The following is a 24,701-nucleotide window of genomic DNA, read 5'->3' as shown; positions in this document are numbered from 1 at the left end:
ATGATCCCCGTTCGGAATGTCACAAGGCGATGATCTTGCCGGGATTGAGGATGTTCTGCGGATCGAGCGCGCGCTTGATCAGCCGCATGGTGGCGAGCGCGGCCGGGCTGTGCTCGATCGTGAGGTACTTCATCTTCTTCTGGCCGACGCCGTGTTCGCCGGTGCAGGTCCCCTCCATGGCGAGTGCCCGCTTGACCAGCCGGTCGATGAAGGCCTCGCAGCGCGCGATCTCGTCGGGATCGTTAAGGTCGACCAGCGGCTGCGTATGGAAATTGCCGTCGCCGACATGCCCGACGATCGGCGCGATCAGCCCGGACGCCTCGATGTCGCGCTTGGTCTCGTCGACACATTCTGCCAGCCGCGAGATCGGCACGCAGACATCGGTCGCGACCGATTCCGCACCCGGCCGCAGGGCGCGCGCCGCCCAATAGGCGTCGTGCCGTGCCTGCCACAGCTTCGTGCGATCTTCCGGCCTCGTCGCCCAGTCGAACGCCCCGCCGCCGAACTCCGCCGCGATCTCGCCGAAGCGCTCGGCCTGCTCCTTCACGCCCTCCTCGGAGCCATGGAACTCGACGAACAGCATCGTCGTTTCCGGCAGCCCGAGCTTGGAGTGCAGGTTGACGCCGCGCATCATCACGTCGTCGACCAGCTCGATCCGCGCCACCGGCAGGCCGGACTGGATCGTCATGATGGTCGCATCGCAGGCCGCCTTCACCGAGGGGAACGAGCAGACGCCGGCCGACATCGCCTCGGGAATACCATGCAGCTTCAGCGTCACCTCGGTGATGATGCCGAGCGTGCCTTCCGAGCCGACCAGCAGGCGGGTGAGATCGTAGCCGGCCGAGGATTTGCGCGCGCGGCTGGCGGTCTTGACGATGGAGCCGTCGGCCATCACCGCGGTCAGTGCGATGACATTGTCCTTCATCGTGCCGTAGCGCACCGCATTGGTGCCGGAGGCGCGCGTCGCCGCCATGCCGCCGATCGAGGCGTCCGCGCCCGGATCGATCGGGAAGAACAGCCCCTGGTCACGCAAATGCTCGTTCAGCTCCTTGCGGGTGATGCCGGGCTCGACGGTGCAGTCGAGGTCCTCGGCATGGACCGCGACGACCCGCTTCATCTGCGACATGTCGATGCAGACGCCGCCGAAGGGCGCGTTGACATGGCCCTCCAGCGAAGTGCCCGTGCCGAAGGCGATCGCCGGAACGCCATGCTGGGCGCAGAGCTTCACGATCGAGGCAACCTCTTCGGTGCTCTCAGGGTAGACGACAGCGTCCGGCGGCTGGTTCGGGATCCAGGTCAGGGTATGGCCGTGCTGCTGCCGGACTGCGAGACTGGTGACGAGCCGGTTGCCGAACAGCGCCGCCAGCGCCTGCGTCAGCGCCGCAATGGCCTGCGGCGATGGCGGCAGCTCTGCAGCAGGAGCATGGGGGGGCACGGAAGCTGTAGAAGGCATTGTCATGGCTGGAGAACTTCGCCTAGTCTGGAATGGTTCGGCCTTGAGAGGAGCGGCTCGTGTTGTTTTCACGCGCCGCGACCGAGCCGGCAAGAGCCGGCGGTGCAGAGCCGCCTACGCATCGACGAGAGACGGACCGAAAGGAGGAGCCAATGCCGGACGAAATTCGCACGCCCGCTTTGTTTTTTGCTCCCTTCGTCTCGTCCCCGATGCGGGTCGAGCCACACTGGATCGACTATAACGGCCATCTCAACATGGCCTATTACCATGTTCTGTTCGACCGCGCAGTGGACGAGGTCTTCTCGCTGGTCGGCCTTAACCAGGACTATGTCGAGAGCCGGCATGCTTCGTTCTTCGCTGCCGAATGCCATGTGCTGTACAAGCGCGAGCTGACGGAAGGCGATCTCGTGCGCGTCACCGCGCAGCTCATCGCCTTCGACGACAAGCGGCTGCATTATTATCTCGAAATGCGCCATGCTAGCGAGGGCTGGCTCGCGGCGACCTCCGAGAACCTCTCTCTGCATGTCGACATGAACGATCGCAGGGTGACGCCCTTCCCACCCGACATCCTCGCCAATCTCGCGATCATGAAGGCGGCGCATGCGCAAATGCCGCGCCCGGCCACGGTCGGCCGGATGATCGGCATGCCGCAGAAGAGCACGATCACCCTCGGTGAACCGGCGCAGGAAGCGGAACGCGAGACGGAGACGCGGCACTAGCTCCGGAACCGGAGCTACTCGTCGTCGTCCGGTATCTTCAGCAGGTGGCCGCAGGCCTTGCAGTGCACTGCGTCTGGTTCATGACGCTGCAGGGCGCATTGCGGACAGGGGAAGGTCACCTTGTGCGGCCGAAACACCGCCTGCGCCAGCCGGACGAACAGCGAGATGCCGATGATCATCACCACGATCGAGGTCAGCTTGCCGGCGATGCCCGGCAGGGTGATGTCGCCGAAGCCGGTCGTCGTCACCGTCGTGACGGTGAAGTAGAGCGCATCGACATAGCCCTCCAGTCCGGGCCGACTCATGAAGAAGAAGGTGTAGACGAAGCCGCTGACGACGAAGAGGAAGGTCGCGAGATTGACCAGCGCCTTGGCGACATCCTCCCAGTCGCGGTAGTGCGTTTCGCGCAATTGCGCCCAGATCAGGCCGCGCTGCGACAGCGACCACAGCCTCAAGATGCGCAGGAAGCCGAAATTCTCCAGCCATTGCGGCGCCAGCAGCGTCGCCAGGATGAAGAGGTCGAGCAGCATGGTCGGCTGGCGCATCAGCCGCAGCATGTTCGACGAGGCGAGGAAGCGCGCCGCGATCTCGGCGGCGACGATGATGGCGACGGCATAGTCGAGCCAGAGGAATTCCGGCCGGTCGCGCAGCATCGGCGTCGCGACGAAGAAGCCGATGATCAGGATATCGACGATCAGCGTTGCGAGCTGGAAGCGCAGCGCCGCCGGCGTCCGGCCGTGGTAGAGCTGCCGGAGCCGGTCACGCAGCCCGGAACTGCCATTGCTGCTGTCATCTGGATCGGCGGCTGCACTCATCCGATCGGCGTAGCAGCGTCGCGGCGACGGCGTCCAGCCCCGGCCGCTCAGGCCGGCCTGATCGCGACCGCCTGCACGCTATAGCCGCCGAACAGCCGCGTGGTGCTGCCGGTGGTGCCGGCCTCAGCGCAAAGATCGGTCACGACCGCATCGAGATCCCGGCGCGGCGTGACATGGAACAGCGCCAGCCAGCGGTTGAGGAGCGCCCTGAACGGGCCCGGCAGATGCGCCTGGTCGCCGAAGTCGACGATGTGCAGCGCGCCGCCCGGCGCCACCACCTGCATCGCCTGCGCCAGCGCCTCGCGCCAGGGCGGGATCATCGAGAGCGCATAGGAGATCACCACCCGCTCGAAACCCGCACGGCCGAACAGCGCCTGCGGGTCGAAACTGGTCGCATCGGCCTGCGCCAGGACGATGCGCTTGGACAGCCCCGCCTTCGCCACCTGCTCGCGAGCGGTGCGCAGCATCTCCTCCGAGACGTCGAGCCCGTAGCAGCGCGTCAGCGGATAGCGCTGCGCGATCTTGATCAGGTTCCTGCCGGTGCCGCAGCCGATCTCCAGCACCGCCCCGCCGGGCGGTGGCTTCAAGCCGGTGATCAACCCGTCGCGGCCGAGCAGATAGAACTTGCGGGTCGCATCGTAGATGTGCCGCTGAAAACGATACATCCGGTCCATCAGACCGGCGGCATCCGCCCTGCCCTCGGCCGCGCTCACGCAGCCGCTCCGCGGACATAGAGATGGAAGGCGCCGTAGATCGAGGAGCGATCGCGCGCTCCGAGCGCGCGGCTGCGCTCCTCCTGATACTGCCATTGCGCCAGGATCGCCTCCGGCACGCGGCCGGGCAGCAGCCGCTCGTCGGCCGCGGTGCGGAAGATCACGCGGGCGCCGGGCGCGGCGCTGCGGGTGATCTGCGTCCACAGCGCCGTCAGATCGGCATCGTTCATCCAGTCCTGGGCATCGAGCAGCACGAAGCCGTTGCAGCTTTCGGCTGGCTGCTTCTCGAGGAAGGCGGTGATCGCGCTCTGATGGTAGGAGACGCGCCCGGCGCGCGCCTTCACCGTCTCGAAATTGCCCTGCTCCAGATAGGGCGGCACCGCCGCATCCGGCTCGGTTCCGTAACCGCGGCCGAAGGCCTGCCAGGCGAAGTAGTTGGTCTTCAGGTCGAAGCCGCAGGCCAGCCGCTCCAGCCGGTGGCGCAGGACGGCGCGGATGCCGGCATCGCCATCGGCGGCCAGTGCCTTGTATTGCGCCGGCGGAATGCCGAGCCCGTAGAGCGAGGCCGGCTGGCGCACCAGCCAGCGCACGAGCTTCTTCTCGAAAACCGGCGCCAGATGCCGGTTGAACAGCGCCCGCTGCTCCTGCATCGTCTTGGCCTGCAGCATCACCCGCGGATCGCAGCCGAGCCGGCGGGCGAGGAAGTGCCCGGTGCCGATGAAACGGCCGAGCAGGCCGTAGCGGTAGAAATTGCGGGCGAAGAGCTCGATCCGGCGCTGGCCGGCGAGGTTGCGCCCCTCCCAATAGGCGCGGCTGACGGCGTCGAGCCGCGGCGCGATCAGCCGGTCATAGGTCTCGACATTGGCCTTGGACTGCGCCTGCCCGAAGAAGCGGCGGAAGACCGCATGATCGTCGATTTCGCGCAGGGCCGCGAGCTTGAGATGCCCGAGCGCGATATGGGCGCCGTTGAGGTCGATCGCGCTGATCTTCGCGGGATCGGCGGTGAGATAGGACAGGATGTTGCAGGAGCCCGAGGCGATCGCGACGAGATGGTCGCCGGGCTGCAGCGCCAGTGCCTCCATGTCGACGACCGGATCCTCCCAGATCTGCGGGTAGACCAGCCCGGAGAAGGCGAGCGTGAACATCCGCTCCAGCAGGCCGGCGCGCGAGAGCGGCTTGCTGCGATGGACGGCGCTGGTCAGCCCGAGGTTCGTCGTGCGCTTCACCGCGCGGATCGTCTGCGTCACGAAGCCCCTCGTTTCCGCCCATTGCGATGGCGAGCCGCTGGAGCCGGATTTGATCAGGTCGGATCGACCTGATCAGTGAATCCGCCTCCAAATTGATCTGGAGACCGCTTTTCCCCGCCTGCGCGCTGTGCAAGCTGGCGGGAGCGGGCTCTAGAGGAGTCGCGTGACGGTTGGGTGACGCGAAGCGACGCCGGAGGAGAGCGCCGTCGCCATTGAACGCGGACGTGAACGAGCTCGCGTTGCGCCCCCGTGACATCAGGAAGACAAATCCCCATATCTTGCGCGACAATCGAACAAGAGCGCACGGAAAGGAGCCTCGCATGGGCCTGATGGACATGTTCGCCAAAACGGGAAAGCCCGCAGAGCGTGAATTCCCCTTCCAGCTCAGCGACGCCGAATGGCGCGAGAAGCTGACGCCGGAGCAGTACCGGGTGCTGCGCGGCCACGGCACAGAGCGGGCCGGCTCCTGCGCGCTGAACTTCGAGAAGCGCGCCGGCACGTTTTCCTGCGTCGGCTGCGGCCAGCCCTTGTTCAAATCGCACAAGAAGTTCGAGAGCGGCACCGGCTGGCCGAGCTTCGACCAGCCACTCGAAGGCGCGGTCGAGGAGAGCGAGGACTACAGCTACGGCATGCACCGGGTCGAGGTGCATTGCGCCAATTGCGGCGGCCATCTCGGCCATGTCTTCCCCGACGGCCCGCCCCCGACCGGCCTACGCTACTGCATCAACGGCGTGGCGATGGATTTTGCGCCGGAAGTCTGACGGACCGCCGACGGCGGCTCAGGCTTTCGTCGGCCCGCGCCCGTCGATCAGGTCGCGGACGCGGCGTGCGAAGACCTCCATCTCGAACGGCTTGGTCATGATGTGCATGCCCGGTTCGAGATGGCCGTGGTTGAGCACAGCGTTCTCGGCATAGCCGGTGACGAACAGCACCTCGAGATCCGGGCGGTGCATGCGCGCCGCGTCGGCGAGCTGGCGCCCGTTCATGCCGCGAGGCAGCCCGACATCGGTGACGAGCAGGTCGATCGGCTGCTTGGTCTCAAGGATCTTCAGCGCCGAGGGACCGTCGCCCGCTTCGATCACGGCATATCCCAGCTCTTCCAACTGCTCGACGCAGAGCATCCTCACCAACGGCTCGTCATCGACGACGAGCACGGTCTCGCCGCCGGCGACCGGCGCAGGATCAGCGAAATCCGACGCGGCTTCGCCGGCTTCGACGACCTCTCCCATATGGCGCGGAAGATAGATGCAGATCATCGTGCCTTTGCCGGGCTCCGAATAGATACGCGCCGCTCCGCCGGATTGGCCGGCGAAGCCGTAGACCATCGACAGGCCGAGCCCGGTGCCCTGGCCGATCGGCTTGGTCGTGAAGAACGGATCGAAGGCCCGTTCGACCACGTCCGGCGTCATGCCTGTTCCGGTATCGGAGACGCAGAGCGAGACATATTGCCCCGGCTTCAGGTCGCGCGCCTTTGCTGCCCGCTCGTCCATCCAGCGGTTGGAGGTCTCGATCGTCAGCTTGCCACCATCCGGCATGGCGTCGCGCGAATTGATGCTCAGATTGAGCAGCGCATTTTCGAGCTGGCCGGCATCGGCGAAGACCGTCCACAGGCCTGCTGCGCCCACGGCCTCGATCGCGATCGTCGGGCCGACGCTGCGTGCGATCAGGTCGAGCATGCCATTGACCAGCCCATTCACATCGACCGGCTTCGGGTCGAGCGTCTGGCGCCGCGAGAAGGCGAGCAGGCGCTCGGTCAGGCTGGCGGCGCGGCGCACGGCGCTCTTCGCGCCGGTGAGGAAACGCTCGGTGTCGGCGATGCGGCCCTGCGCGATCCGCGCCTGCGCCATTTCCAGGCTGCCGCCGATGCCGGCCAGAATGTTGTTGAAGTCGTGGGCGATGCCCCCGGTAAGCTGGCCGACCGCCTCCATCTTCTGGCTCTGGCGCAAGGCCTCCTCGGTTTTCATCAACTCCGCCGAGCGCTTCTCGACTTCCTGCTCCAGCGTCGCGTTGAGCTCCGCGAGAGCGGTCTCGGCGCGGCGGCGGGCGGTGATGTCCTGGAAGATGACGGCGACCTGCTTGCGGCTTGGCGGCTCGATGCGGACCGCAGCCAGCTCGAGATAACGGCCGGTCGCGACCAGCTCCTGCTGGAAGCGGATCGGCTCGCCGGTGCGCAGCACGGCGCCATAGCGCGCGACCCAGGCGTCCGCCTCGTCCGGCACCATTTCGCGCAGTTTCTGGCCGACGACATTGGAGATGCCGGCATGGCGCTCATAAGCGTCATTGGCCTGGATATGGACGTAGTCGCTGTCGGGACCGTGCGGCCCGTCAAAGAACTCGATGATGCAGAAGCCTTCGTCGATGGCGTCGAACAAGCCCTTGTACAGCGCCTCGCTCTCGCGCTGCGCCCGTTCCGCCAGGGTTCGCTCGGTGACATCGGCCCCCTCGATGAAGATCGCGTTGACCTTGCCATCGCTGTCGCGGAGCGGCTGGTAGACGAAATCGAGGTAGCGCTCCTGCGTCGGCCCGCCGGGCTCGGCCTGGATCACGAAGCGCGCGCCGTTCGCGGTATAGGGCACGCCGGTGCGATAGACGTCGTCGAGGATGCCCACGACACCCTGCGCAACGGCGTCCGGCAGCGCCTCCGCCACGGTGCGGCCGACGACCTCGCGATCGCCGATCAATCTGAGATAGCTCGGATTGGCGAGATCGAAACGGTGTTCCGGCCCGCGCAGCAGCGCCATGAAGGTCGGCGCCTGCTCGAACATCTGCGTCAGAATGGGGGCGATGAGGCCGGCGTCGCTGTGCACGTCGATCGTTCCGCAAATGTCGGGACGGGAATGCTCCGACACGACAGAATGCGCGGCGGCGGCGGCTGGTTCCTTCGCACGCGGGCGCAATCGAGGAAAGATCGATCTGTCCGCCTCCGTCAGACCTCCGGCACCGCCCTTCTGGCCAGCGTCACCGCATCGACCGCCAGCGGCAGGTCGCCGAAATGCCCGGACCAGTGCCCGCCAAGCCGCGTCGCGACGAAGGCGTCCGCCACGGCATGCGGCGCATGGCGGATCAGCAGCGCACCCTGCAGCATCAGCGCCAGACGCTCGGTCAGCAGACGGGCCTGGCCTTCATGCCGGATGAGATCGTGGAGGTCATTGTCCAGCATCTGCAGCGCCGCGTCATAGCGCCGGTCCTGGCCGGAGACCGTGTGCAGTTCCGCTCGCAGCGCCTGCAGCGAGCCCGGCTCACGTTCCAGCGAGCGCAGCACGTCGAGGCAGATGACGTTGCCCGAGCCTTCCCAGACCGAGTTCAGCGGCGCCTCGCGATAATGCCGCGCCATCGGGTTCTCCTCGATGAAGCCGTTGCCGCCATGGCATTCCAGCGCCTCGACGACGACAGCCGGCGTGCGCTTCGCCACCCAGTACTTCGCCAGCGGCGCGCCGATACGCGCCAAGAGCTTCTCGCTTTCCGACCGCTCCTGCCGATCGACCGCGGCGAAGAGCCGGAAGGCGAGCCAGGCCGCCGCCTCCGCCTCGATGGCGAGATCGGCGAGAACGTTCTGCATGATCGGCTGGTCGATCAGCAGGCGCTGGAAGGCGGTGCGATGCTGGGCGTGATGGCCGGCGAGCATCACCGCCTGCCGCATCAGCCCGGCGGAGGCCGCGGCGATGTCGAGCCGCGTATTGTGGTTCATGGACAGGCCGGTGCGCAGCCCCCGGCCGGGGTCGCCGAGCATATGGCCGATGGCGCCGCGAAACTCGACCTCGCAGGAGGCGTTCGAGCGGTTGCCGCATTTGTCCTTGAGGCGCTGGATCGCGATGCCGTTGCGTGTCCCATCGGGCCGCCAGCCCGGTACGACGAAGCAGGAGATGCCCTCCTCGTTGCGCGCCAGCGTCAGGAAGACGTCGGAATGCGGCACCGAGAAGAACCACTTGCTGCCGTGCAGCGAATAGGTGCCGTCGCGATTGTCATAGGCGATGGTCTGGGTCTGGCGCAGATCCGAGCCGCCTTGCGTCTCGGTCATCGCCATGCCGACGGTCGCGCCTGCTTTGGCCTGAGCGGGCCCCTGAGTCTTGTCGTAGGTTTTCGAGGAGATCAGCCCGCCCCATTGCGCCCAGAGCGCTCGATCCTGCTTCAGCACCGGGATCGCCGAATAGGTCATCGAGATCGGGCAGCAGATGCCGCTCTCGCAACCATACCAGAGATATTGCAGCGCGGCCCGCGCCACCTGCGCGCCCGGCCCCGGCCGGTTCCAGGCCAGCGCATGCGTCTCCTGGCCGATGGCGCGGGCCATCAGCGCGTGCCAGGCCGGATGGAACTCGATCTGGTCGATGCGGTTGCCGAAGCGGTCATGGCTGCGCAGTTCCGGCCCGTGCCGGTTGGCGAGCCGCGCCATCTCGATCGTCTCGGCGGCGCCGACCGTCCGGCCGGCCTCGTGCAGCCGCTCATCGGCCCAGCCGGCGTCGAAGGCCGCGATCGCCGCCCTCAGCACCGGATCGGCGGCATAGGCGTCGTAATCGGCCAGCGGCGGCACCTGGTTGGTGACCTGATGGGCCTGCCCCGGCGCTGATCCTGCTGACGGCATCGGTCGCTCCTGCGGCTTATCCTGTTCGCGGCTGCATCCTGATCCAGCAATCGCGCGCGCGACACCCTATATTGACCGTAGAACGAATCACGATCGAGCAGCGTCAACTTGTCAGACCACACCACCTCCGCCCCCCTGCCCCGCCCTGGCGGCCTCGCATCGCGCGCGGCCGCGCAGCCGGCGGCTGGCTATCTGCAGGGGCTCAATGCGGAGCAGCGCCTGGCGGTCGAGGCGACCGACGGCCCCGTGCTGGTTCTGGCCGGCGCCGGCACCGGCAAGACCCGCGTCCTCACCACCCGCATCGCCCATCTGATCGCGACCGGCCGCGCCTATCCCTCGCAGATCCTCTCGGTGACCTTCACCAACAAGGCGGCGCGCGAGATGAAGGAGCGCGTCGCGAACCTCGTCGGCCCGGTCGCCGAGGGCATGCCCTGGCTCGGCACCTTCCACTCGATCTCGGCCAAGCTGCTGCGCCGCCATGCCGAGCTGGTCGACCTGCGCTCCGATTTCACCATCCTCGACACCGACGACCAGATCCGCCTGATGAAGCAGGTGATCCAGGCGGAGGGGATCGACGAGAAGCGCTGGCCCGGCCGGATGCTGGCCGGCTTCATCGATAGCTGGAAGAACCGAGGCCTCGCGCCCAAGGACGTGCCGCCGGGCGAAGCCGGCGTCTTCGCCAACGGCAAGGGCGGCAAGCTCTACGCCGCCTATCAGGACCGGCTCAAGACGCTGAACGCCGTCGATTTCGGCGATCTCCTGCTGCATTGCCTGACGCTGTTCCGCGAGCATCCGGAACTGCTGGTGAGCTATCACGAGCGCTTCCGCTACATCCTCGTCGACGAGTACCAGGATACCAACGTCGCCCAGTATCTCTGGCTGCGACTGCTGGCCCAGGGCCGGCGCAACATCGCCTGCGTCGGCGACGACGACCAGTCGATCTATGGCTGGCGCGGCGCCGAGGTCGACAACATCCTGCGCTTCGAGCACGACTTCCCAGGCGCGACCGTGGTCCGGCTGGAGCGCAACTACCGCTCGACCGGCCATATCCTCGCCACCGCCGCCAAGCTGATCGCCCGCAACGAGGGCCGCCTCGGCAAGACCCTGCGCACCGAGGACGAGGCCGGCGAGAAGGTCACCATCACCGGCGCCTGGGACAGCCAGGAGGAAGCGCGCCTGATCTCCGACGAGATCGAGGCGATGCAGTCCAAGGGCGAGAACCTTTCCCAGGTCGCGATCCTCGTCCGCATCTCCGCGCAGATGCGCGAGATGGAGGAGCGGCTGATCCATGTCGGCGTGCCCTATCGCGTCATCGGCGGCCCGCGCTTCTACGAGCGCGCCGAGATCCGCGACGCGATGGCCTATCTGCGCTGTGTCGTGAGCCCGACCGACGACCTCGCTTTCGAGCGCATCGTCAACGTGCCCAAGCGCGGCCTCGGCGACGCCACCATCCAGCTGCTGCACAACCATGCCCGCGCCACCGGCTTCTCGCTGATGCAGTCGGCCCGGGCCGTGGTCGAGACCGAGGAACTGAAGCCCAAGGCCCGCACCGCCCTGCGTGAGCTGGTCGAGGCCTTCGCCCGCTGGTCGGGACGCGCCGAGAGCATGCAGCAGGGCGAGCTCGCCGAGCTGGTGCTGGAGGAGAGCGGCTACACCGAGATGTGGCAGAAGGACCGCTCGGCCGACGCCGCCGGGCGCCTGGAAAACCTCAAGGAGTTGGTGCGCTCGCTCGACGAGTTCCCCGACCTGCCGTCCTTCCTCGAGCACGTCTCGCTGGTGATGGACGCCGATAGCGGCGATGGCGGCGCCCGCGTCTCGATCATGACGCTGCACGCCGCCAAGGGGCTGGAATTCGACACCGTCTTCCTGCCCGGCTGGGAGGAAGGGCTGTTCCCGAGCCAGCGCGCCCTCGACGAGAACGGCCGCGCCGGGCTGGAGGAGGAGCGCCGCCTCGCCCATGTCGGCCTGACCCGCGCCCGCAAGCGCCTCAAGCTCTATTTCGCCTCGAACCGCCGCATCCACGGCCTCTGGCAGTCGAGCCTGCCCTCGCGCTTCATCGACGAACTGCCGGAGGACCATGTCGAGGTCGTCCAGGCGCCCACGGCCTACGGCCAGGGCGGCTACGGCGCCTCGCGCTTCGAGCGCATGGAGAGCTTCGGCTCCTCCTACCAGACGCCGGGCTGGCAGCGCGCCCAGGAGAACAAGGCGAAGTTCGGCTCCGGCGGCAGCAGCTCCGGCTTCTCCGAAGCCGGCCAGCGCGGCTTCGGTTCAGGCCGCCAGCGCGGCCCGATGCTGATCGAGGGTGAGCTGACGGCGAAGTCGACGGGAACCTCGGCCTTCGACCCCGGCGCCCGCGTCTTCCACGTCAAGTTCGGCCCCGGCTCGGTCGCCAGCGTCGACGGCAACAAGCTGACGGTGGATTTCGACAAGGCGGGGCGTAAGATGGTTCTGGATAGCTTCGTGCAGAAGGCTGGGTAGCGGCCCTTCACCAACACGAGTCATCCCGGACAAGCGGCGCAGCCGCGCCGATCCGGGATCCATTCCTGAGCCTACCCGAAAGAAGTTCCGGAATGGGTCCCGGGTCTACGCTGCGCTCCGCCCGGGACGACAATCCAACTGTTGTGACCATCCTGTTCAGCCGTGATATTTCGCAGCTGGGAGGTCGCCATGAACCACAAACTCAAACGCCCGAAGAGCGCCCGCGCCGGCTGCCTGCTCTGCAAGCCGCACAAGGCGAATGGCTGCTGCGCCGATCACAAGACCATGCAGCACGGCAACCGCCGGCGCTATGAGGGCGGCCGCGAACAGTTGCGCTGCGAAGGTCTGACAGCACGCTAATCCAGTTCGTCATGCTCGCCCTTGTGGCGAGCATCCACGTCTCGAACACCGCAACACCCGAACGAAGACGTGGATGGTCTGGACAAGCCCGACCATGAGGGAACAGGCGGCATTCGGGGCGAGGGTAACCTACCCCTCCTCCCGCTCCCGAAAGGCCCGCCGCGCCGCCGAGACCTCGGCATGATAGGTTTCCGCCCAGGTCCAGACGCCGCAGAAGGCTGCGCTGAGCTCACGGCCGAGCTCGGTCAGCGTATAGTCGACATGCGGCGGGATCACCGGGTGGACGGTGCGCACCACCAGCCCGTCGCGCTCCATCTCGCGCAGCGTCTTGGTCAGCATCTTCTGGCTGATGCCGCCGACGATGCGCCCGCATTCGGTGAAGCGCAGCGTGCCGTGCTCCTCCAGCGCTTCCAGGACCAGCATCGTCCACTTGTCGGCGACCTGCGCGATCACCTGGCGCACCAGCGACTCCACCGCCTTCGAGACCGGCGGGATTTCCTCGCTGCGCTTGTGCATCGCCGCCATCGCCTCACGGATCGCATGCATTGCGACACTCTCCTTTTGGTGCGTATCGAACTTTCGGGAGCCTTCTTACCGTTGAAGAGTATCGACGCCAGCTGAGGTGTCGCAACCAGGAAAGGGATTTGCGATGAACATCACCGGCAACACCATCCTCATCACCGGCGGCGGCTCCGGTATCGGCCGGGCAATGGCCGAGGCCCTGCACAAGGCCGGCAACCAGGTCGTCATCGCCGGCCGGCGCGAGCAGCTCCTCCATGAGGTGACCTCAGCCAATCCGGGCATGGAGGCGCTCCTGCTCGACATTCAGGACAAGGACGATGTCGCGGCCTTCGCCAGGCAGGCGGTCGAGAGCTTCCCGGCGCTCAACGTCGTCATCCATAATGCCGGCATCATGCGCAGCGAAAAGGTCGCGGCCGGCGACTTCCTCGCCACCGCCGAGGACACGATCGCGACCAATCTGCTCGGGCCGATCCGGCTCACCGCCGCCCTGCTGCCGCATCTGCTGAAGCAGGAGCGGGCGGCGATCCTGACCGTCTCCTCCGGCCTCGCCTTCGTGCCGCTGGCGTCGACGCCGACCTACAGCGCGACGAAGGCTGCGATCCACTCCTGGTCGATGGCGCTGCGCGAGCAGCTCAAGGCCACTTCGGTCGAGGTGATCGAGATCGCTCCGCCCTACGTACAGACCGAACTGCTCGGCCCGCAGCAGGCGGTCGACCCCGCAGCAATGCCGCTGGCCGAGTTCACCAGCGAAGTTATGACGCTGCTCGAAAGTGCCCCAGCCTCCGGCGAGATCATCGTCGAGCGCTGCAAGCCGCTGCGCTTTGCCGCCGAGAACGGCCAGCTCGGCGCGATCTTCGCCCAGCTCGCCGCCCAGCACGGCTGAACGTCGGCCACGAACTGCCGGCACAGGCGAAGCGATCCGGAGCCTCTTCGATGCTCCGCGATTGCTTCGCCGTTCGCCTCCCCCGCTACTCCGCCTCGTGGCAGCAGACACACAGCTTGTTGCCATCCGGATCGCGAAAATAGGCGCCATAATAGTTGGGATGGTAGTGCGGCCGCAGGCCGGGCGGGCCCTCGCAGCTTCCGCCGCGCGCCAGCGCGGTGGAATGGCAGCGATCGACGGTTGCACGGTCACCAGCCAGAAGGGCGATCATCTGGCCATTGCCCGCACTCGCGGCCTCACCATCGAAGGGCGCCGACAGAAGGAAGAGTGGCCGGCCGCCGGCCTGCTGCTGCCAAGCGGCCCAGGGCTTCTCGCGATCGCAGAAACGCAGCTTATGGCCGAGCTCGGAAAACAGCGCCTCGTAGAAGGCGAAGGCCGGTTCGAACGCTTTGGTCCCGACGCTGACATGCGACAACATGGCTGACCTTCCCTAACGGCGAAAAAAGTCAGCTTAGGGGAGATCATGTCCCTGCCAAGCAGGTTGCGTCACGGTGCATGACATCGGCCTCGCCCCCTGCTAAGCCGCGCCAATGCGCGAAGGCCTCCTCCCCTCGACGGTCGCGACCGTCCTCGAACTCGAAACCAGCGGCGACAAGGCGCGTGCCTTGACCGAGCTCCTTGGCGAGGTCTTCGACCCCACGGAGACGGCCGTCTCCGCCTTCGAGGTCGAGAGCGGCGTCACAACCCTGTCGCTGAATGCGCCCTGGAAGGTCGAGATCTATTTCGCCACCCATCCGGACGAGGAGGCGGTGCGCGACATGCTCCGCCCCATCGTCGGCGACAGCATCGATGCGACGCCCTTCACCACGGTCAATCAGAAAGATTGGGTCGCGGCCAGCCTGGAGGGCCTGCAGCCGGTGCGTGCCGGCCGCGTCCTCGTCCATGGCTCGCATGACCGCGACGCGGTGAAGGTCAACGATGTCGCGATCGAGATCGCAGCGGCACTCGCCTTCGGCACCGGCCATCACGGCACCACCGCCGGCTGCCTGCTGGCGCTCGACGCCGAGCTGAAGAAGCGCCGGCCGCGCAACGCCATCGATGTCGGCACCGGCACCGGCATCCTGGCGCTGGCGCTCGCCAAGCAGGTCAAGCGCAGGGTCGTCGCCGGCGACATAGACGCGATCGCGATCGAGGTCTCGGCCCACAATGGGAGGGTCAACCACGCCCCGCAGGCGCTCGACCTTTATGTCGCGCCCGGCCTGCGCCACGCCAAGGCGAACCGGCCACGCCATTTCGACCTGATCTTCGCCAACATCCTCGCCGGCCCGCTGCGCAAGCTGGCGCCCACGATCGCCCGCGCTTTGTCGGACGACGGCACTGTGATCCTGTCAGGGCTGCTGGAGATGGACGTCGCCGGCGTGGTCTCGGCCTATCGCCATCAGGGGCTGGCGCTGGCCAGGCGCTCCTCGCGCGAGGGCTGGGCGACGCTGGTCATGAAAAGAGGCGGCGCAGCCCCCAGGCCGCGCCGCCTCTACTAGGCCCTACACTTCGAAGAGACGGCGGCTGGTTTCGCCGCCGTGACTGCTCAGAAGCCGAGGTGGCCGTACTTCTCTTCGGCCTGCGCCTGCATGGCGCGGGCGTCGTGCCAGACCGCGGCGGCGAACTTGGCGGCGTCGACGATCGAGTCGTAGGCATGCTTGATCATGGCGATCATGGTCTTGGTTCCTTGGTTTGAAGCGCGCGGCGCGGTTCGCGGCCAGCGGCGCTTGACGGTCAGCGGTTGAACGGCAGCTCTGCGTCGCTTGTCAGCGTCGTCGCCGGAAAGCCGCCGAGTACCAGCTCGCTCTCGCGCACCAGATAGCTATGGGCGCGCAGCTCGCGCATGGCAGAACGGCGGCGGCTCTCGATCATTGCCGCATAGAGGCGCTGCCAGAAGCCCCGGCCGGCGGTCTTGGTCTCCGTCGTCTCGGCGCGGGTCGCGGCCGGAAGGACGTCAGTGGAATTCAGCACATAGGTCATAGGGTCTCTCCTCGAGATCACGAAGGACAGTCCCGGTCGCTTCCTCGTTCTCTTATGCGACTAAAGTGGGCCGTCTTCGCACTTGCGAGAAGATATGTTCGCATATGCACAACATGCAAAAAACGCATGACGAAAAACGAAATCCGTTAACGACTGCGCAGATCGCATAACCAAACGGCAGATCGCTCAATTTGGAGTCAGTGCGAGCCTGCTGCGAAAGCAGGGTCGAAACGGCAGTTTTGCGCTGGCCTTTCATGCACGAGGAGGCGAATGTGCCGTAAATCCCGCCTTGCCGAGCCAGACATGACCGATTCCCGCGCCGCCTGCCGCTTCCAGTCCTTTTCCGAACCGAGCGATCCGTCGCAGGTTGCCCCCCGGGTCGCGGCCTTGCGCACCGCTTTGGCGAAGCAGGGCCTCGACGGCTTCATCGTCCCGCGTGCCGACGAGCACCAGGGCGAGTACGTCCCCGCCCATATGGCGCGCCTCGCCTGGCTCACCGGCTTCACCGGCTCGGCCGGCAACGCCGTCGTGCTCGCGGACAAGGCGGCGCTCATCGTCGACGGCCGCTACACCATCCAGTCCGCTGACCAGACCGACACGAATGTCGTGACCCCGACGAAGATGGAGGAGACCCCTCTCGACAAATGGGTCGAGGCCAATCTGCCGGCCGGCGGCAAGCTCGGCTACGATCCCTGGCTCCACACCGTCGACGGCGTCGCGAAACTGGAGAAGGCGGTCGCAGGCGCTGGCGGCACGCTGGTCGCGGTGACGCCGAACCCGATCGACGCGCTCTGGAGCGACCGCCCGGCCCCGCCGACCGCCCCGGTCAAGGCGCATCCGGCCGCCTATGCCGGCGAAAGTGCTGCCAGCAAGCTCGCCCGCATCCAGCAGGAGCTCGCCAAGGCCAAGGTCGACGCGCTCGTGCTGTCTGATCCGCACGCGCTGGCCTGGACCTTCAACATCCGCGGCGGCGATGTCGAGCACACGCCGTTGCCGCTCGGCTACGCCATCGTGCCGCGCGAGGGCCGCCCGACTGTCTTCCTGGCGCCGGAGAAGATCACCAACGAGGCCGGCGACGCTATCGGCGCGCTCGGCGAGATCGCCCCGCCGCAGGCGCTGGAACAGCAGCTCAGGGCGCTCGGCGCCGCCAAGGCGAAGGTGCGGCTCGATTCGAGCACGGCGGCGTCTGCCCTCGCCACGCTGATCCGGAATTCCGGCGGTACGCCGGACGCCGGCGCCGATCCGATCGCGCTGATGAAGGCGAAGAAGAACGAGGCGGAGCTGAACGGCAGCCGCCGGGCCCATCTGCGCGACGGCGCCGCCATCGTTCGCTTCCTGTCCTGGCTGGCGCGCGAAGCGCCCAAGGGCGGCCTGACCGAGATCGATGCCGTCGCGGCGCTCGAAGCCGAGCGGCTGAAGACCGGCGAACTGCGCGATGTCTCCTTCACCACCATCGCCGGCGCCGGCCCGAATGCGGCGCTGCCGCATTACCGCGTCACCGAATCGAGCAATCGCAGGATCGAGCCCGGCATCTTCCTGGTCGATTCCGGCGGTCAGTACGAGGACGGCACCACCGACATCACCCGCACGCTTGTCGTCGGGGAGCCGAGCGCCGAGATGCGCGACCGCTACACCCGCGTGCTCAAGGGCCATCTCGCCATCTCGCGGGCCGTCTTCCCGAAGGGCACCTCGGGCGCTCAGCTCGACGCCTTCGCCCGTGCCCCGCTCTGGCAGGCCGGGCTCGATTTCGACCACGGCACCGGCCATGGCGTCGGCAGCTATCTCTCGGTCCACGAGGGGCCGCAGCGCCTCTCCAAGCTCGGCACCACCCCGCTCGAGCCGGGCATGATCCTCTCGAACGAGCCCGGCTACTATAAGGAAGGCGCCTACGGCATCCGCATCGAGAACCTGATCGTGGTCGAGGAGCGCCAGATCCCCGGCGCCGAGCGCACCATGTACGGCTTCGAGACGGTGACCTGGTGCCCCTACGAGCAGGCTCTGATCGACCTCTCGCTGCTCGACGAGGGCGAGATCGCCTGGATCAACGCCTATCACGCACAGGTCTGGAGCAATCTCGCGCCACTGGTCGAGGGCGAGGCTAAGGCCTGGCTGGAGCAGGCGTGCCTGCCGTTGTGAGGAGAGCCTCCTTCTCCCCTCGGGGGAGAAGGTCCGGCAGGGGAAGAGGGCGGCACGACCGGGCGAGAGGCTGATAGCTCGCCCTGCATGACGGGCACTCATCCGTCAGCGCTTCGCGCTGCCACCTTCTCCCCCGAGGGGAGAAGGAAGGCCTTTCACCCCCACAAATCCGTCGAGAGATACTTCAATCCCGAGTCGCAGACGATGACGGCGACCGTCTTCCCAGCCTCAGCCCCACGCAGCAGTTGAACCGCCGCCGCGACATTCGCGCCGGCCGAGAACCCACCGAAGACCCCCTCGAACCGCGCCAGCAGCCGCGTCGTCTCGCGCGCGTCCTCGCCCGTCACCTGCAGATAGCCGTCGACCGGCACGTCCTTCAGGAAGGCGAGATCAGCCATAGCATAGCCGCCGCCCTGGATCGGATGATCGGGCCTCGTCACCGCCTCCCCCGCCGCAGCCGCGGCACCGGCCGGCTCGACGACATAGCAGCGCAATGTCGGGCTGCGCTCCTTCAGCGCTCTGGTCACCCCGGCATAGCTGCCGCCCGAGCCGATGAAGTCGACGAAGGCGTCGACCGTCCCGCCGCTCTGCTCCCAGAGCTCCGGCCCGGTCGTGCGGTAATGCGCCAGCCAGTTGCCGTCGCGATGGAACTGGTCGGCGCGGAAAGCGCTGCGCTCGCTCGTGATCCGCTTCGCCTCACGATCGACGAGTTCGAGGTCGCCGCCCGAGACCTGCCCCGGCACCGAGCCGGGCAGCTGGTCGACCAGGATGACCTCGGCCCCGAGCGCCCGCATCATCCGGGCGCGCTCCTCCGAATTGCCCTTCGACATCACGGCAATGAAGGGATAGCCCCTGATCCCGCAGACGATGGCGAGCCCGGTGCCCATATTGCCGGAGGTCAGCTCGACCACGGTCTGGCCGGGCTGCAGCGCGCCTGACGCTTCCGCCTCCTCGATGATGCCGAGCGCGGCCCGGTCCTTCTTCGAAAAGCCGGGATTGAGATAGTCGAGCTTGGCGAGGATCGTCCCGTTCACGCCGAGATGCCGCGTCAGCCGGTCGAGCCGGACCAGCGGCGTATCGCCGATGGCATCGACGATCGAATCCATCACGAGGCGCATACGTTTCCTCCCGGCCGGCTTCAGGCCACCATGCGCAAGGCAACCACGGTCGCCACGCCGACGGCAACCACGCCGAGCAGCGGCAACCGCATCGCAGCCAGCCCACACACCAATGCCGCCACCGTCTCGGGCCAGCCGGTCGCCAGCGCGCTCGGCGCGATCACGGCGATCAGCACGGCCGGCGGGATCGCGTCGAAGGCGGCCTGGGCTCTGGGCGAGAGATCGAGCCGGCCGACGAGGGCAAGGCCCGCGATACGGGTGAGATAGGTCACCAGCGCCATGCCGAGGAAGGCAGCGAGATTGATCGGATCAAGGCTCATTCGGCCGGGCTTTCGACGGGTGTCTCGGCGAGGTCGCCGGCGGCGATCCAGGCGGCGGCGAGACCGCAGAGCGCGCCCGCCAGCACATGCCAGGGCGGCCCGGCGAGCTTGTAGGCGAGCGCCGAGGCGACGCCCGCTGCCGCAACTGTCCAGGCGGTGACGCGTCCCTTCCAGAAGGCTGCGGTCAGCGCGATGAACAGCGCAGTGAAGGCGAAGTCGGCGCCATAGCGCTTGGGGTCGCCGAGCGCGGCGCCGATGACCGCGCCGGTGGTCGAGGTCGTCAGCCAGCCGAGCACGAACGGCACGATCATGGCGAACCAGTAGGCCGGCGTCACCGGATGGCTGCGCGCCCGCTTTTCGGCCAGCGCCCAGTTCTCGTCGGCCATGTAGTAGAGCCCGCCGAAGATCTGCGCGTTGGAGAAGCCCTTGAGCTTCGGCGCGATCGAGGCGCTCATCAGGATATGGCGGGCGTTGATCAGCGCCGTCGAGAATACCAGCGCGAAGATGGGCGCCGGGTGCGTCCAGAGCTCGACCGCGGCGAATTGCGCCCCGCCGGCGAAGACGAGCACGCTCATCAGGAAGACCTCGAACGGCGACAGGCCCTTGCCGGCGGCGAGCGCGCCGAAAAGCAGGCCGATCGGCACCGCCGCCAGCGCAGCCGGCCAGATGTCGTTGAGCCCTGCACGGGCTTCGTCTTTCCAACTCATGCTTTGTCCATCAGCCGTGATGGGCGGCGCGGAAGACGCCCGGCGTCACGCCGAGCCTCGCCTTGAAGGCGCGGGTCAGATGCGCCTGGTCGCAGAACCCGGTGGCGGCCGCGACCGCGCCGGGAGATTCGCCGCTCCGCAGCCGCTCGCGGGCGCGGCGGACCCGGACATCGACGAGATAGGCATGCGGCGTCAGCCCGGTCTCGCGCCGGAAGGCCCGGATCAGGTGATGCCGCGGCAGGCCCGAGCGCTGGGTCAGATCGGCCAGCGACAGATCCTCGTCATAGCGCTGCTCGAGCAGCTCCTTCGCCTGCGCGATCGGCCCGCGCTCGCGCCCGACATCGCGGATCGAGAGATCGGCATGGCGCGACAGGCACCAGCCATAGGCACGCAGCAGGCCTTCCTCGCCGGCGAGCCCATCGCCGCCCTCCTCCAGCGCGCGATGCGCGTCGGAAAACAGGGCCGAACCCTCCGGATCCTGCACGGTCGGCTCGCGAAAGAACGGCGTGCCGATCGTTTCGTCGCCGGTGAGCGAGATCGCGACCTCGCGCATCAGCTCGATCGTCGGATAGGTCATCCGGTAGCGATAGCCGCCCTCGCTCGGCGCGCCGTCATGAACGTCGAGCGGGTGGTTGAAGACGAGATCGCCGGTGCGGGCGAAGAGCGTGCGGCCGCGCGCATGCCAGAGCTCGCAGCCGGAAAGGATGGTGCCGACCGCATAGGTCTCATGGGCGTGCGGCGAATAGGTGTGGGTCGAGAACCGCGCCGACAGGCATTCCAGCCCGGAGAAGCGCGCCGCCGTGAACAGGCGGGCGTGCTCGCCCTCCCGGAGCGGCATCTCCAGCAATGCTTCGCCTTGGCTGATCAGATCCATGGCGCAAGATAGAGCGAAACCGCGCCTTGATGTCTTGAAGAAAAGTGATGGCGACGATCACGCCGGCGCGCTTTCCGTTCGGCTGCTCGCAGCCGAACGATGAGAATTCGCGCCAATGCAACGTCCGTCGCCACTTGGCAGTGCTCAGGGCCGCGGCGGCTCCTTGCCGGCGACGAGTACCAGCAATGCGCCGGCAAGCGTCGCCACCGCCATGTAGCCGATCGGGCCGAGGCCGCCGACATGGTTGACCAAAAGGCCGCCAAGCACCGCGCCACCGGCGATCGCGACCAGGAAGGCCGCCGTCACCAGCCCGCTCACCGATTCGGCATGGTCTGCCGCGACGCGCACCATCCAGGTCTGGAAGCCGACCGGCGCGAAACCGAAGGCGAAGCCCCAGAGCGCGACCGCGATCCCCGCCACGATCGGCGAAGCTCCGAACTGGAGCAAGACAAGGCCCAGGATGCCGATCGTCAGCGCAAAGGAGACGATCGCGAGCTTGACGCCGCGTCCCGCGACAACGCCACCGGCGAAGTTGCCGACGACATTGCCGAGGCCGTAGCCGAGCAGGACGATAGTGATCGCGCCGACGCCGAGCTGCGGCGCTTGCTCGAGGAAGGGCCGGATATAGGTGAAGCCGGTGAACTGTCCTGAGATGATGACGAGCACCGAGATCAGCATCAGCCGGATACTCGGGCGCGCGAACAGGATCCCCAGCGTGCCCAGCCGCGGCGCCGCCTGAGGCGGCAAGGGCGGCATCGTCGCCAGCAACGCCAGCAGGGCGACGCCGGCAAGGCCGGCCGAGAGCCCGAACACCATCCGCCAGCCAATCAGGGAATCGAGATAGGCCCCGAGCGGTCCGCCGCCGATGAAGGCGGCCGAGACACCGGCCGAGATCAACGCCAGCGCCCGCGGCACCGACTGCGCCGGCACCAGCCGCAGCGTCAGCGCCGGCGCCATCGACCAGAAGCCGCCGAGCGCGAGACCAAGCAGGAAACGCGCCGCCAGCAGCATGACGAAGCCGTTGGCCAACGCCGTGACCAGGCTCGACAAGGCGAGCAGCGAGAGCAGCGACCAGAGCACCAGCCGCCTGTCGAAGCGGCTGGTGACGATCGGCGTGAAGATCGCCGCGGCGACGCCGACCAGCGAGGTCATCGTGACGGTCTGTCCGGCGGCGCCGACGCTGATCGAGAGATCTGCGGCGATGGAGGTCAGGACGCTGGCGGGCAGGAATTCGGCGCTGACGAGCGCGAACACGCCCATTGCGAGGGCGAAGACCGCAGGCCAGGCGGCCGTGCGCTCTTCGGGGACGATGCCGACGAGCTCGGCATCGGCTGTGGCTGACAAGGAATCCGACATCGGATGCTCCAAAAGGATCGGAGAAGTTCGGACACCGGAGTTAGGCGTGACCGGCTGGAGCTTCCATGCTAGAAAACCCGCTATGCTTGACCAATCGTCCAGAAGATCGGGACCGGATCCGCTGACGGAGATGCTGCGCGGCCTCCGGCTCGAAGGCGTAGATTACGCTCGCTACCAGATGACGACGCCGTGGTGCCTGCTGTTCCCGGCCCAGCCGGCGGCGCGCCTGCACTTCATGGCGGAGCGGGGCTGCTGGCTGCGCACGCCCGAGGGCGAGTGGTGCCGACTCGAACAGGGCGACGCCGTGCTGATGCCTCGCGGCGTCGAGCATGCGCTCGCCAGCGAGCCCGGCCTCTCGGCGACGCCGAACGGGCACTGCGCCTTCCAGCACTGCTGCGGCGAGATCGCCGAGGCGCGCGGCGGCGGCTCCGGAGAAGCCGACGGCGAGGCGACCCTGTTCTTCAGCGCCAGCCTCTGCTTCAACGTCGACGCCCAGCATCCGATGTTGCGGATGATGCCGGAGCTGATGTGGGTGCATGAAATGGCGGTGGCCGAGCCGGCCATTCCCGCCTTGCTGACCACCATGGCGTGCGAACTCGCGCTCGATCGCGTCGGCGCCGGCGGCATCCTGACCCGCCTCGCCGATGTCGTCGCCGCCGCCCTGATCCGCTCCTGGGTCGAGCGCGGCTGCGGCACGGCCACCGGCTGGGTGGCCGCCGCGCGCGACCCCGATATCGGCCGTGTCCTCGCCGCGATCCATCTCAGCCCGAGCGAGAACTGGACGGTCGATGCGCTCGCCAGGGTGATGCACGCGTCGCGCTCCGCCTTTGCCGAGCGCTTCGCCAGCGTCGTCGGCGAGACGCCGGCGCGCTACGTCCTGCAGGTCCAGATGCATCAGGCCCGGCAATGGCTGGAGCGGGACCGGATGCGGATCTCGGCGGTAGCGCGCCGTCTCGGCTACGATTCGGAAGCCTCGTTCAGCCGCGCCTTCAAGCGCGTGATCGGAAAGCCGCCAAGCCATTTCCGCAATACCGAGCCGCCGATCCGCGCGACGCGGCCGGTCGACGCCTCCCCTGCCGGCAGCGCCTCGGGGCGCCTTGCCGACCACAGTCCGCCAAGCGTTCGACGGGACGACCATGAGCATCCGCCAGCAATTGATTGAACGCTTCTTTCGCTATGCCGCGGTTTCCAGCCAGAGCGACATCAAGGTGACGACGCTGCCGAGCACGCCGGGCCAGCAGCGCCTCGCCGAGCTCCTGGCCGACGAATTGCGCGCGCTCGGCCTCGACGACGTCGAGATCGACGATCGCGCCACCGTCACGGCAGTGAAGCGCGGCACCGTGCCGGATGCACCGAGGATCGGCTTCATCGCCCATCTCGACACCTTCGATGCCGGCCTCTCGCCCGATATCCGCCCGCAGCTGCTGCGTTTCGAGGGCGAGGATCTCTGCCTCAACCGCGACCGGGATATCTGGCTGCGCGTCGCCGAGCATCCGCAGCTGCGCGACTGGCTGGGGGCCGAGATCATCGCCAGCGACGGCACCAGCGTGCTCGGCGCCGACAACAAGGCGGCGATCACGGTGATCATGACCTTGCTCGCCAACCTCGGCCCGCAGGACAAGCATGGCGATATCGCCGTCGCCTTTGTGCCGGACGAGGAGATCGGCCTAAGGGGCGCCAAGGTCCTCGACCTCGCCCGGTTTCCCTGCGACTTCGCCTACACGATCGACTGCTGCGAGCTCGGCGAGGTGGTGATCGAGAACTTCAACGCCGCTGCCGCCGAGATCACGCTGACCGGCGTCAGCACCCACCCGATGTCGGCCAAGGGCGTGCTGGTGAACCCGGTGCTGATGGCGCAGGACTTCATCGCCCGGTTCGATCGCGCCGAGACGCCGGAAAACACCGAGGGGCGCGAGGGCTATGTCTGGTTCAATGCCATCACCGCCAATGCCAGCGAAGCGAGGCTCGGCGCCCTGATCCGCGATTTCGACCGGCAGAGCTTTGAAGCGCGCAAGCGCCGCATCGAGGAGGTCGCGAACGAGATCGCCGCGCTCTACCCGACCGGGCGGGTCGCATGCGTGGTCAGCGACACCTACGGCAACATCCACGACAGCCTGGGCGACGACCAGCGCCCGGTCGAGCTGCTGTTCGGAGCGCTGGAGCGCTTGCAGATCAGGAAGAAGCAGATCCCGATGCGCGGCGGCACCGACGGCGCGGCGCTCTCGGCCCGCGGCCTGCCGACGCCGAACTTCTTCACCGGCGCCTATAATTTCCACTCGCGCTACGAATTCCTGCCCGTGCCGGCCTTCGAGAAGTCTTATGAAGTCGCGCGGATGATCTGCACGCTCGCGGCAGGGCGGAGTTAGGCAATCGGTGGCCGACTCCTTCTCCCCTTGCGGGAG

24 protein-coding genes are annotated in these 24,701 nt (G+C 67.5%); 9 read left to right on the top strand and 15 right to left on the bottom strand.

Going from position 1 to position 24,701, the window contains the following annotated elements; genetic code table 11:
* Positions 1–19 precede the first annotated feature (19 nt).
* A complete protein-coding gene (locus CXY91_RS00335; RefSeq protein WP_100958856.1) occupies positions 20–1,453 on the bottom strand; it encodes an FAD-linked oxidase C-terminal domain-containing protein in 1,434 nt (477 codons plus the stop codon).
* A 152-nt stretch (positions 1,454–1,605) separates the two neighbouring features.
* On the opposite strand from CXY91_RS00335, the gene CXY91_RS00330 reads away from it, so the two are divergent.
* Positions 1,606–2,172 carry a thioesterase family protein gene (locus CXY91_RS00330; RefSeq protein WP_091840537.1) on the top strand — a complete coding sequence of 189 codons (567 nt, stop codon included), beginning with the start codon at positions 1,606–1,608 and terminating at the stop codon, positions 2,170–2,172.
* A gap of 14 nt (positions 2,173–2,186) precedes the next feature.
* Here the strand turns inward: CXY91_RS00330 and CXY91_RS00325 are convergent, their stop codons facing one another.
* From CXY91_RS00325 to CXY91_RS00315, 3 genes are read right to left on the bottom strand one after another with little or no spacing between them, the layout of a single operon-like run.
* The gene (locus CXY91_RS00325) at positions 2,187–2,987 is read right to left on the bottom strand and encodes an ion channel (protein ID WP_100958846.1); all 801 of its coding nucleotides are present in this window, start codon (positions 2,985–2,987) and stop codon (positions 2,187–2,189) included.
* A 47-nt stretch (positions 2,988–3,034) separates the two neighbouring features.
* Complete coding sequence (locus CXY91_RS00320) at positions 3,035–3,700, bottom strand: class I SAM-dependent methyltransferase (RefSeq protein ID WP_465246830.1); 666 nt, start codon at positions 3,698–3,700, stop codon at positions 3,035–3,037.
* Positions 3,697–4,947 carry a BtaA family protein gene (locus tag CXY91_RS00315; protein WP_199777320.1) on the bottom strand — a complete coding sequence of 417 codons (1,251 nt, stop codon included), beginning with the start codon at positions 4,945–4,947 and terminating at the stop codon, positions 3,697–3,699. The genes CXY91_RS00320 and CXY91_RS00315 overlap by 4 nt, the downstream gene beginning before the upstream one ends.
* A 329-nt stretch (positions 4,948–5,276) precedes the next feature.
* On the opposite strand from CXY91_RS00315, the gene msrB reads away from it, so the two are divergent.
* Positions 5,277–5,708 carry a peptide-methionine (R)-S-oxide reductase MsrB gene (msrB, locus tag CXY91_RS00310; protein WP_244543987.1) on the top strand — a complete coding sequence of 144 codons (432 nt, stop codon included), beginning with the start codon at positions 5,277–5,279 and terminating at the stop codon, positions 5,706–5,708.
* Between the two features lie 18 nt (positions 5,709–5,726).
* Here the strand turns inward: msrB and CXY91_RS00305 are convergent, their stop codons facing one another.
* Positions 5,727–7,754 (bottom strand): PAS domain-containing protein, encoded by a 2,028-nt coding sequence (locus CXY91_RS00305; RefSeq protein ID WP_248307293.1) that lies wholly within the window; start codon positions 7,752–7,754, stop codon positions 5,727–5,729.
* Positions 7,755–7,873: 119 nt separating this feature from the next.
* Positions 7,874–9,526, bottom strand: coding sequence for an acyl-CoA dehydrogenase family protein (locus tag CXY91_RS00300; protein ID WP_100958845.1), 1,653 nt, complete (start codon positions 9,524–9,526; stop codon positions 7,874–7,876).
* 108 nt (positions 9,527–9,634) lie between these two features.
* On the opposite strand from CXY91_RS00300, the gene CXY91_RS00295 reads away from it, so the two are divergent.
* Positions 9,635–12,004, top strand: a complete 2,370-nt coding sequence (locus CXY91_RS00295; protein ID WP_100958844.1) for a UvrD-helicase domain-containing protein — start codon at positions 9,635–9,637, stop codon at positions 12,002–12,004.
* Positions 12,005–12,193: 189 nt separating this feature from the next.
* Entirely contained in the window at positions 12,194–12,364 is a 171-nt protein-coding gene (locus CXY91_RS29945; RefSeq protein WP_158673206.1) for a hypothetical protein, read from the top strand.
* Positions 12,365–12,493: 129 nt separating this feature from the next.
* Here the strand turns inward: CXY91_RS29945 and CXY91_RS00290 are convergent, their stop codons facing one another.
* Entirely contained in the window at positions 12,494–12,889 is a 396-nt protein-coding gene (locus CXY91_RS00290) for a winged helix-turn-helix transcriptional regulator (RefSeq protein ID WP_244543479.1), read from the bottom strand.
* Positions 12,890–13,013: 124 nt separating this feature from the next.
* Here CXY91_RS00290 and CXY91_RS00285 point away from each other — a divergent pair, with 124 nt between their 5' ends.
* Positions 13,014–13,769 (top strand): SDR family oxidoreductase, encoded by a 756-nt coding sequence (locus CXY91_RS00285; protein ID WP_100958843.1) that lies wholly within the window; start codon positions 13,014–13,016, stop codon positions 13,767–13,769.
* An 85-nt stretch (positions 13,770–13,854) separates the two neighbouring features.
* Here the strand turns inward: CXY91_RS00285 and CXY91_RS00280 are convergent, their stop codons facing one another.
* On the bottom strand, positions 13,855–14,247 hold the full coding sequence (locus CXY91_RS00280; RefSeq protein WP_100958842.1) for a VOC family protein: 393 nt from the start codon (positions 14,245–14,247) through the stop codon (positions 13,855–13,857).
* A gap of 112 nt (positions 14,248–14,359) precedes the next feature.
* Here CXY91_RS00280 and CXY91_RS00275 point away from each other — a divergent pair, with 112 nt between their 5' ends.
* A complete protein-coding gene (locus CXY91_RS00275) occupies positions 14,360–15,307 on the top strand; it encodes a 50S ribosomal protein L11 methyltransferase (protein WP_100958841.1) in 948 nt (315 codons plus the stop codon).
* A 47-nt stretch (positions 15,308–15,354) separates the two neighbouring features.
* On the opposite strand, the gene CXY91_RS31080 is transcribed toward CXY91_RS00275, so the two are convergent.
* Both CXY91_RS31080 and CXY91_RS00270 read right to left on the bottom strand, forming a co-directional pair.
* Positions 15,355–15,483 carry a hypothetical protein gene (locus tag CXY91_RS31080; protein WP_280141490.1) on the bottom strand — a complete coding sequence of 43 codons (129 nt, stop codon included), beginning with the start codon at positions 15,481–15,483 and terminating at the stop codon, positions 15,355–15,357.
* 59 nt (positions 15,484–15,542) lie between these two features.
* Entirely contained in the window at positions 15,543–15,788 is a 246-nt protein-coding gene (locus CXY91_RS00270) for a hypothetical protein (protein WP_100958840.1), read from the bottom strand.
* A gap of 303 nt (positions 15,789–16,091) precedes the next feature.
* Between CXY91_RS00270 and CXY91_RS00265 the strand changes: the two genes are divergently transcribed.
* A complete protein-coding gene (locus CXY91_RS00265; RefSeq protein WP_100958839.1) occupies positions 16,092–17,924 on the top strand; it encodes an aminopeptidase P family protein in 1,833 nt (610 codons plus the stop codon).
* A gap of 155 nt (positions 17,925–18,079) precedes the next feature.
* On the opposite strand, the gene CXY91_RS00260 is transcribed toward CXY91_RS00265, so the two are convergent.
* The 5 genes from CXY91_RS00260 to CXY91_RS00240 all read right to left on the bottom strand — a co-directional run bounded on the left by CXY91_RS00260 (position 18,080) and on the right by CXY91_RS00240 (position 22,299).
* Entirely contained in the window at positions 18,080–19,042 is a 963-nt protein-coding gene (locus CXY91_RS00260) for a PLP-dependent cysteine synthase family protein (protein WP_100958838.1), read from the bottom strand.
* Between the two features lie 20 nt (positions 19,043–19,062).
* Positions 19,063–19,362, bottom strand: a complete 300-nt coding sequence (locus CXY91_RS00255) for an AzlD family protein (RefSeq protein WP_100958837.1) — start codon at positions 19,360–19,362, stop codon at positions 19,063–19,065.
* On the bottom strand, positions 19,359–20,069 hold the full coding sequence (locus CXY91_RS00250) for an AzlC family ABC transporter permease (RefSeq protein WP_100958836.1): 711 nt from the start codon (positions 20,067–20,069) through the stop codon (positions 19,359–19,361). The genes CXY91_RS00255 and CXY91_RS00250 overlap by 4 nt, the downstream gene beginning before the upstream one ends.
* A gap of 10 nt (positions 20,070–20,079) precedes the next feature.
* Positions 20,080–20,943 carry an AraC family transcriptional regulator gene (locus tag CXY91_RS00245; protein ID WP_100958835.1) on the bottom strand — a complete coding sequence of 288 codons (864 nt, stop codon included), beginning with the start codon at positions 20,941–20,943 and terminating at the stop codon, positions 20,080–20,082.
* A gap of 144 nt (positions 20,944–21,087) precedes the next feature.
* Positions 21,088–22,299, bottom strand: coding sequence for an MFS transporter (locus CXY91_RS00240; protein ID WP_100958834.1), 1,212 nt, complete (start codon positions 22,297–22,299; stop codon positions 21,088–21,090).
* A gap of 82 nt (positions 22,300–22,381) precedes the next feature.
* Between CXY91_RS00240 and CXY91_RS00235 the strand changes: the two genes are divergently transcribed.
* On the top strand, positions 22,382–23,461 hold the full coding sequence (locus CXY91_RS00235) for an AraC family transcriptional regulator (protein ID WP_100958833.1): 1,080 nt from the start codon (positions 22,382–22,384) through the stop codon (positions 23,459–23,461).
* Positions 23,436–24,665 (top strand): peptidase T, encoded by a 1,230-nt coding sequence (pepT, locus tag CXY91_RS00230; RefSeq protein WP_100958832.1) that lies wholly within the window; start codon positions 23,436–23,438, stop codon positions 24,663–24,665. Before CXY91_RS00235 ends, pepT begins: the two co-directional genes overlap by 26 nt.
* The last annotated feature ends 36 nt before the right edge of the window (positions 24,666–24,701 follow it).

The organism is Allobosea sp. FBZP-16 (assembly GCF_002831785.1).
Classification (GTDB): Bacteria; Pseudomonadota; Alphaproteobacteria; order Rhizobiales; family Beijerinckiaceae; genus Allobosea; species Allobosea lupini.
Note: the sequence above shows the minus strand (reverse complement) of the source record. Positions and strands in the feature narration are given on the sequence as shown.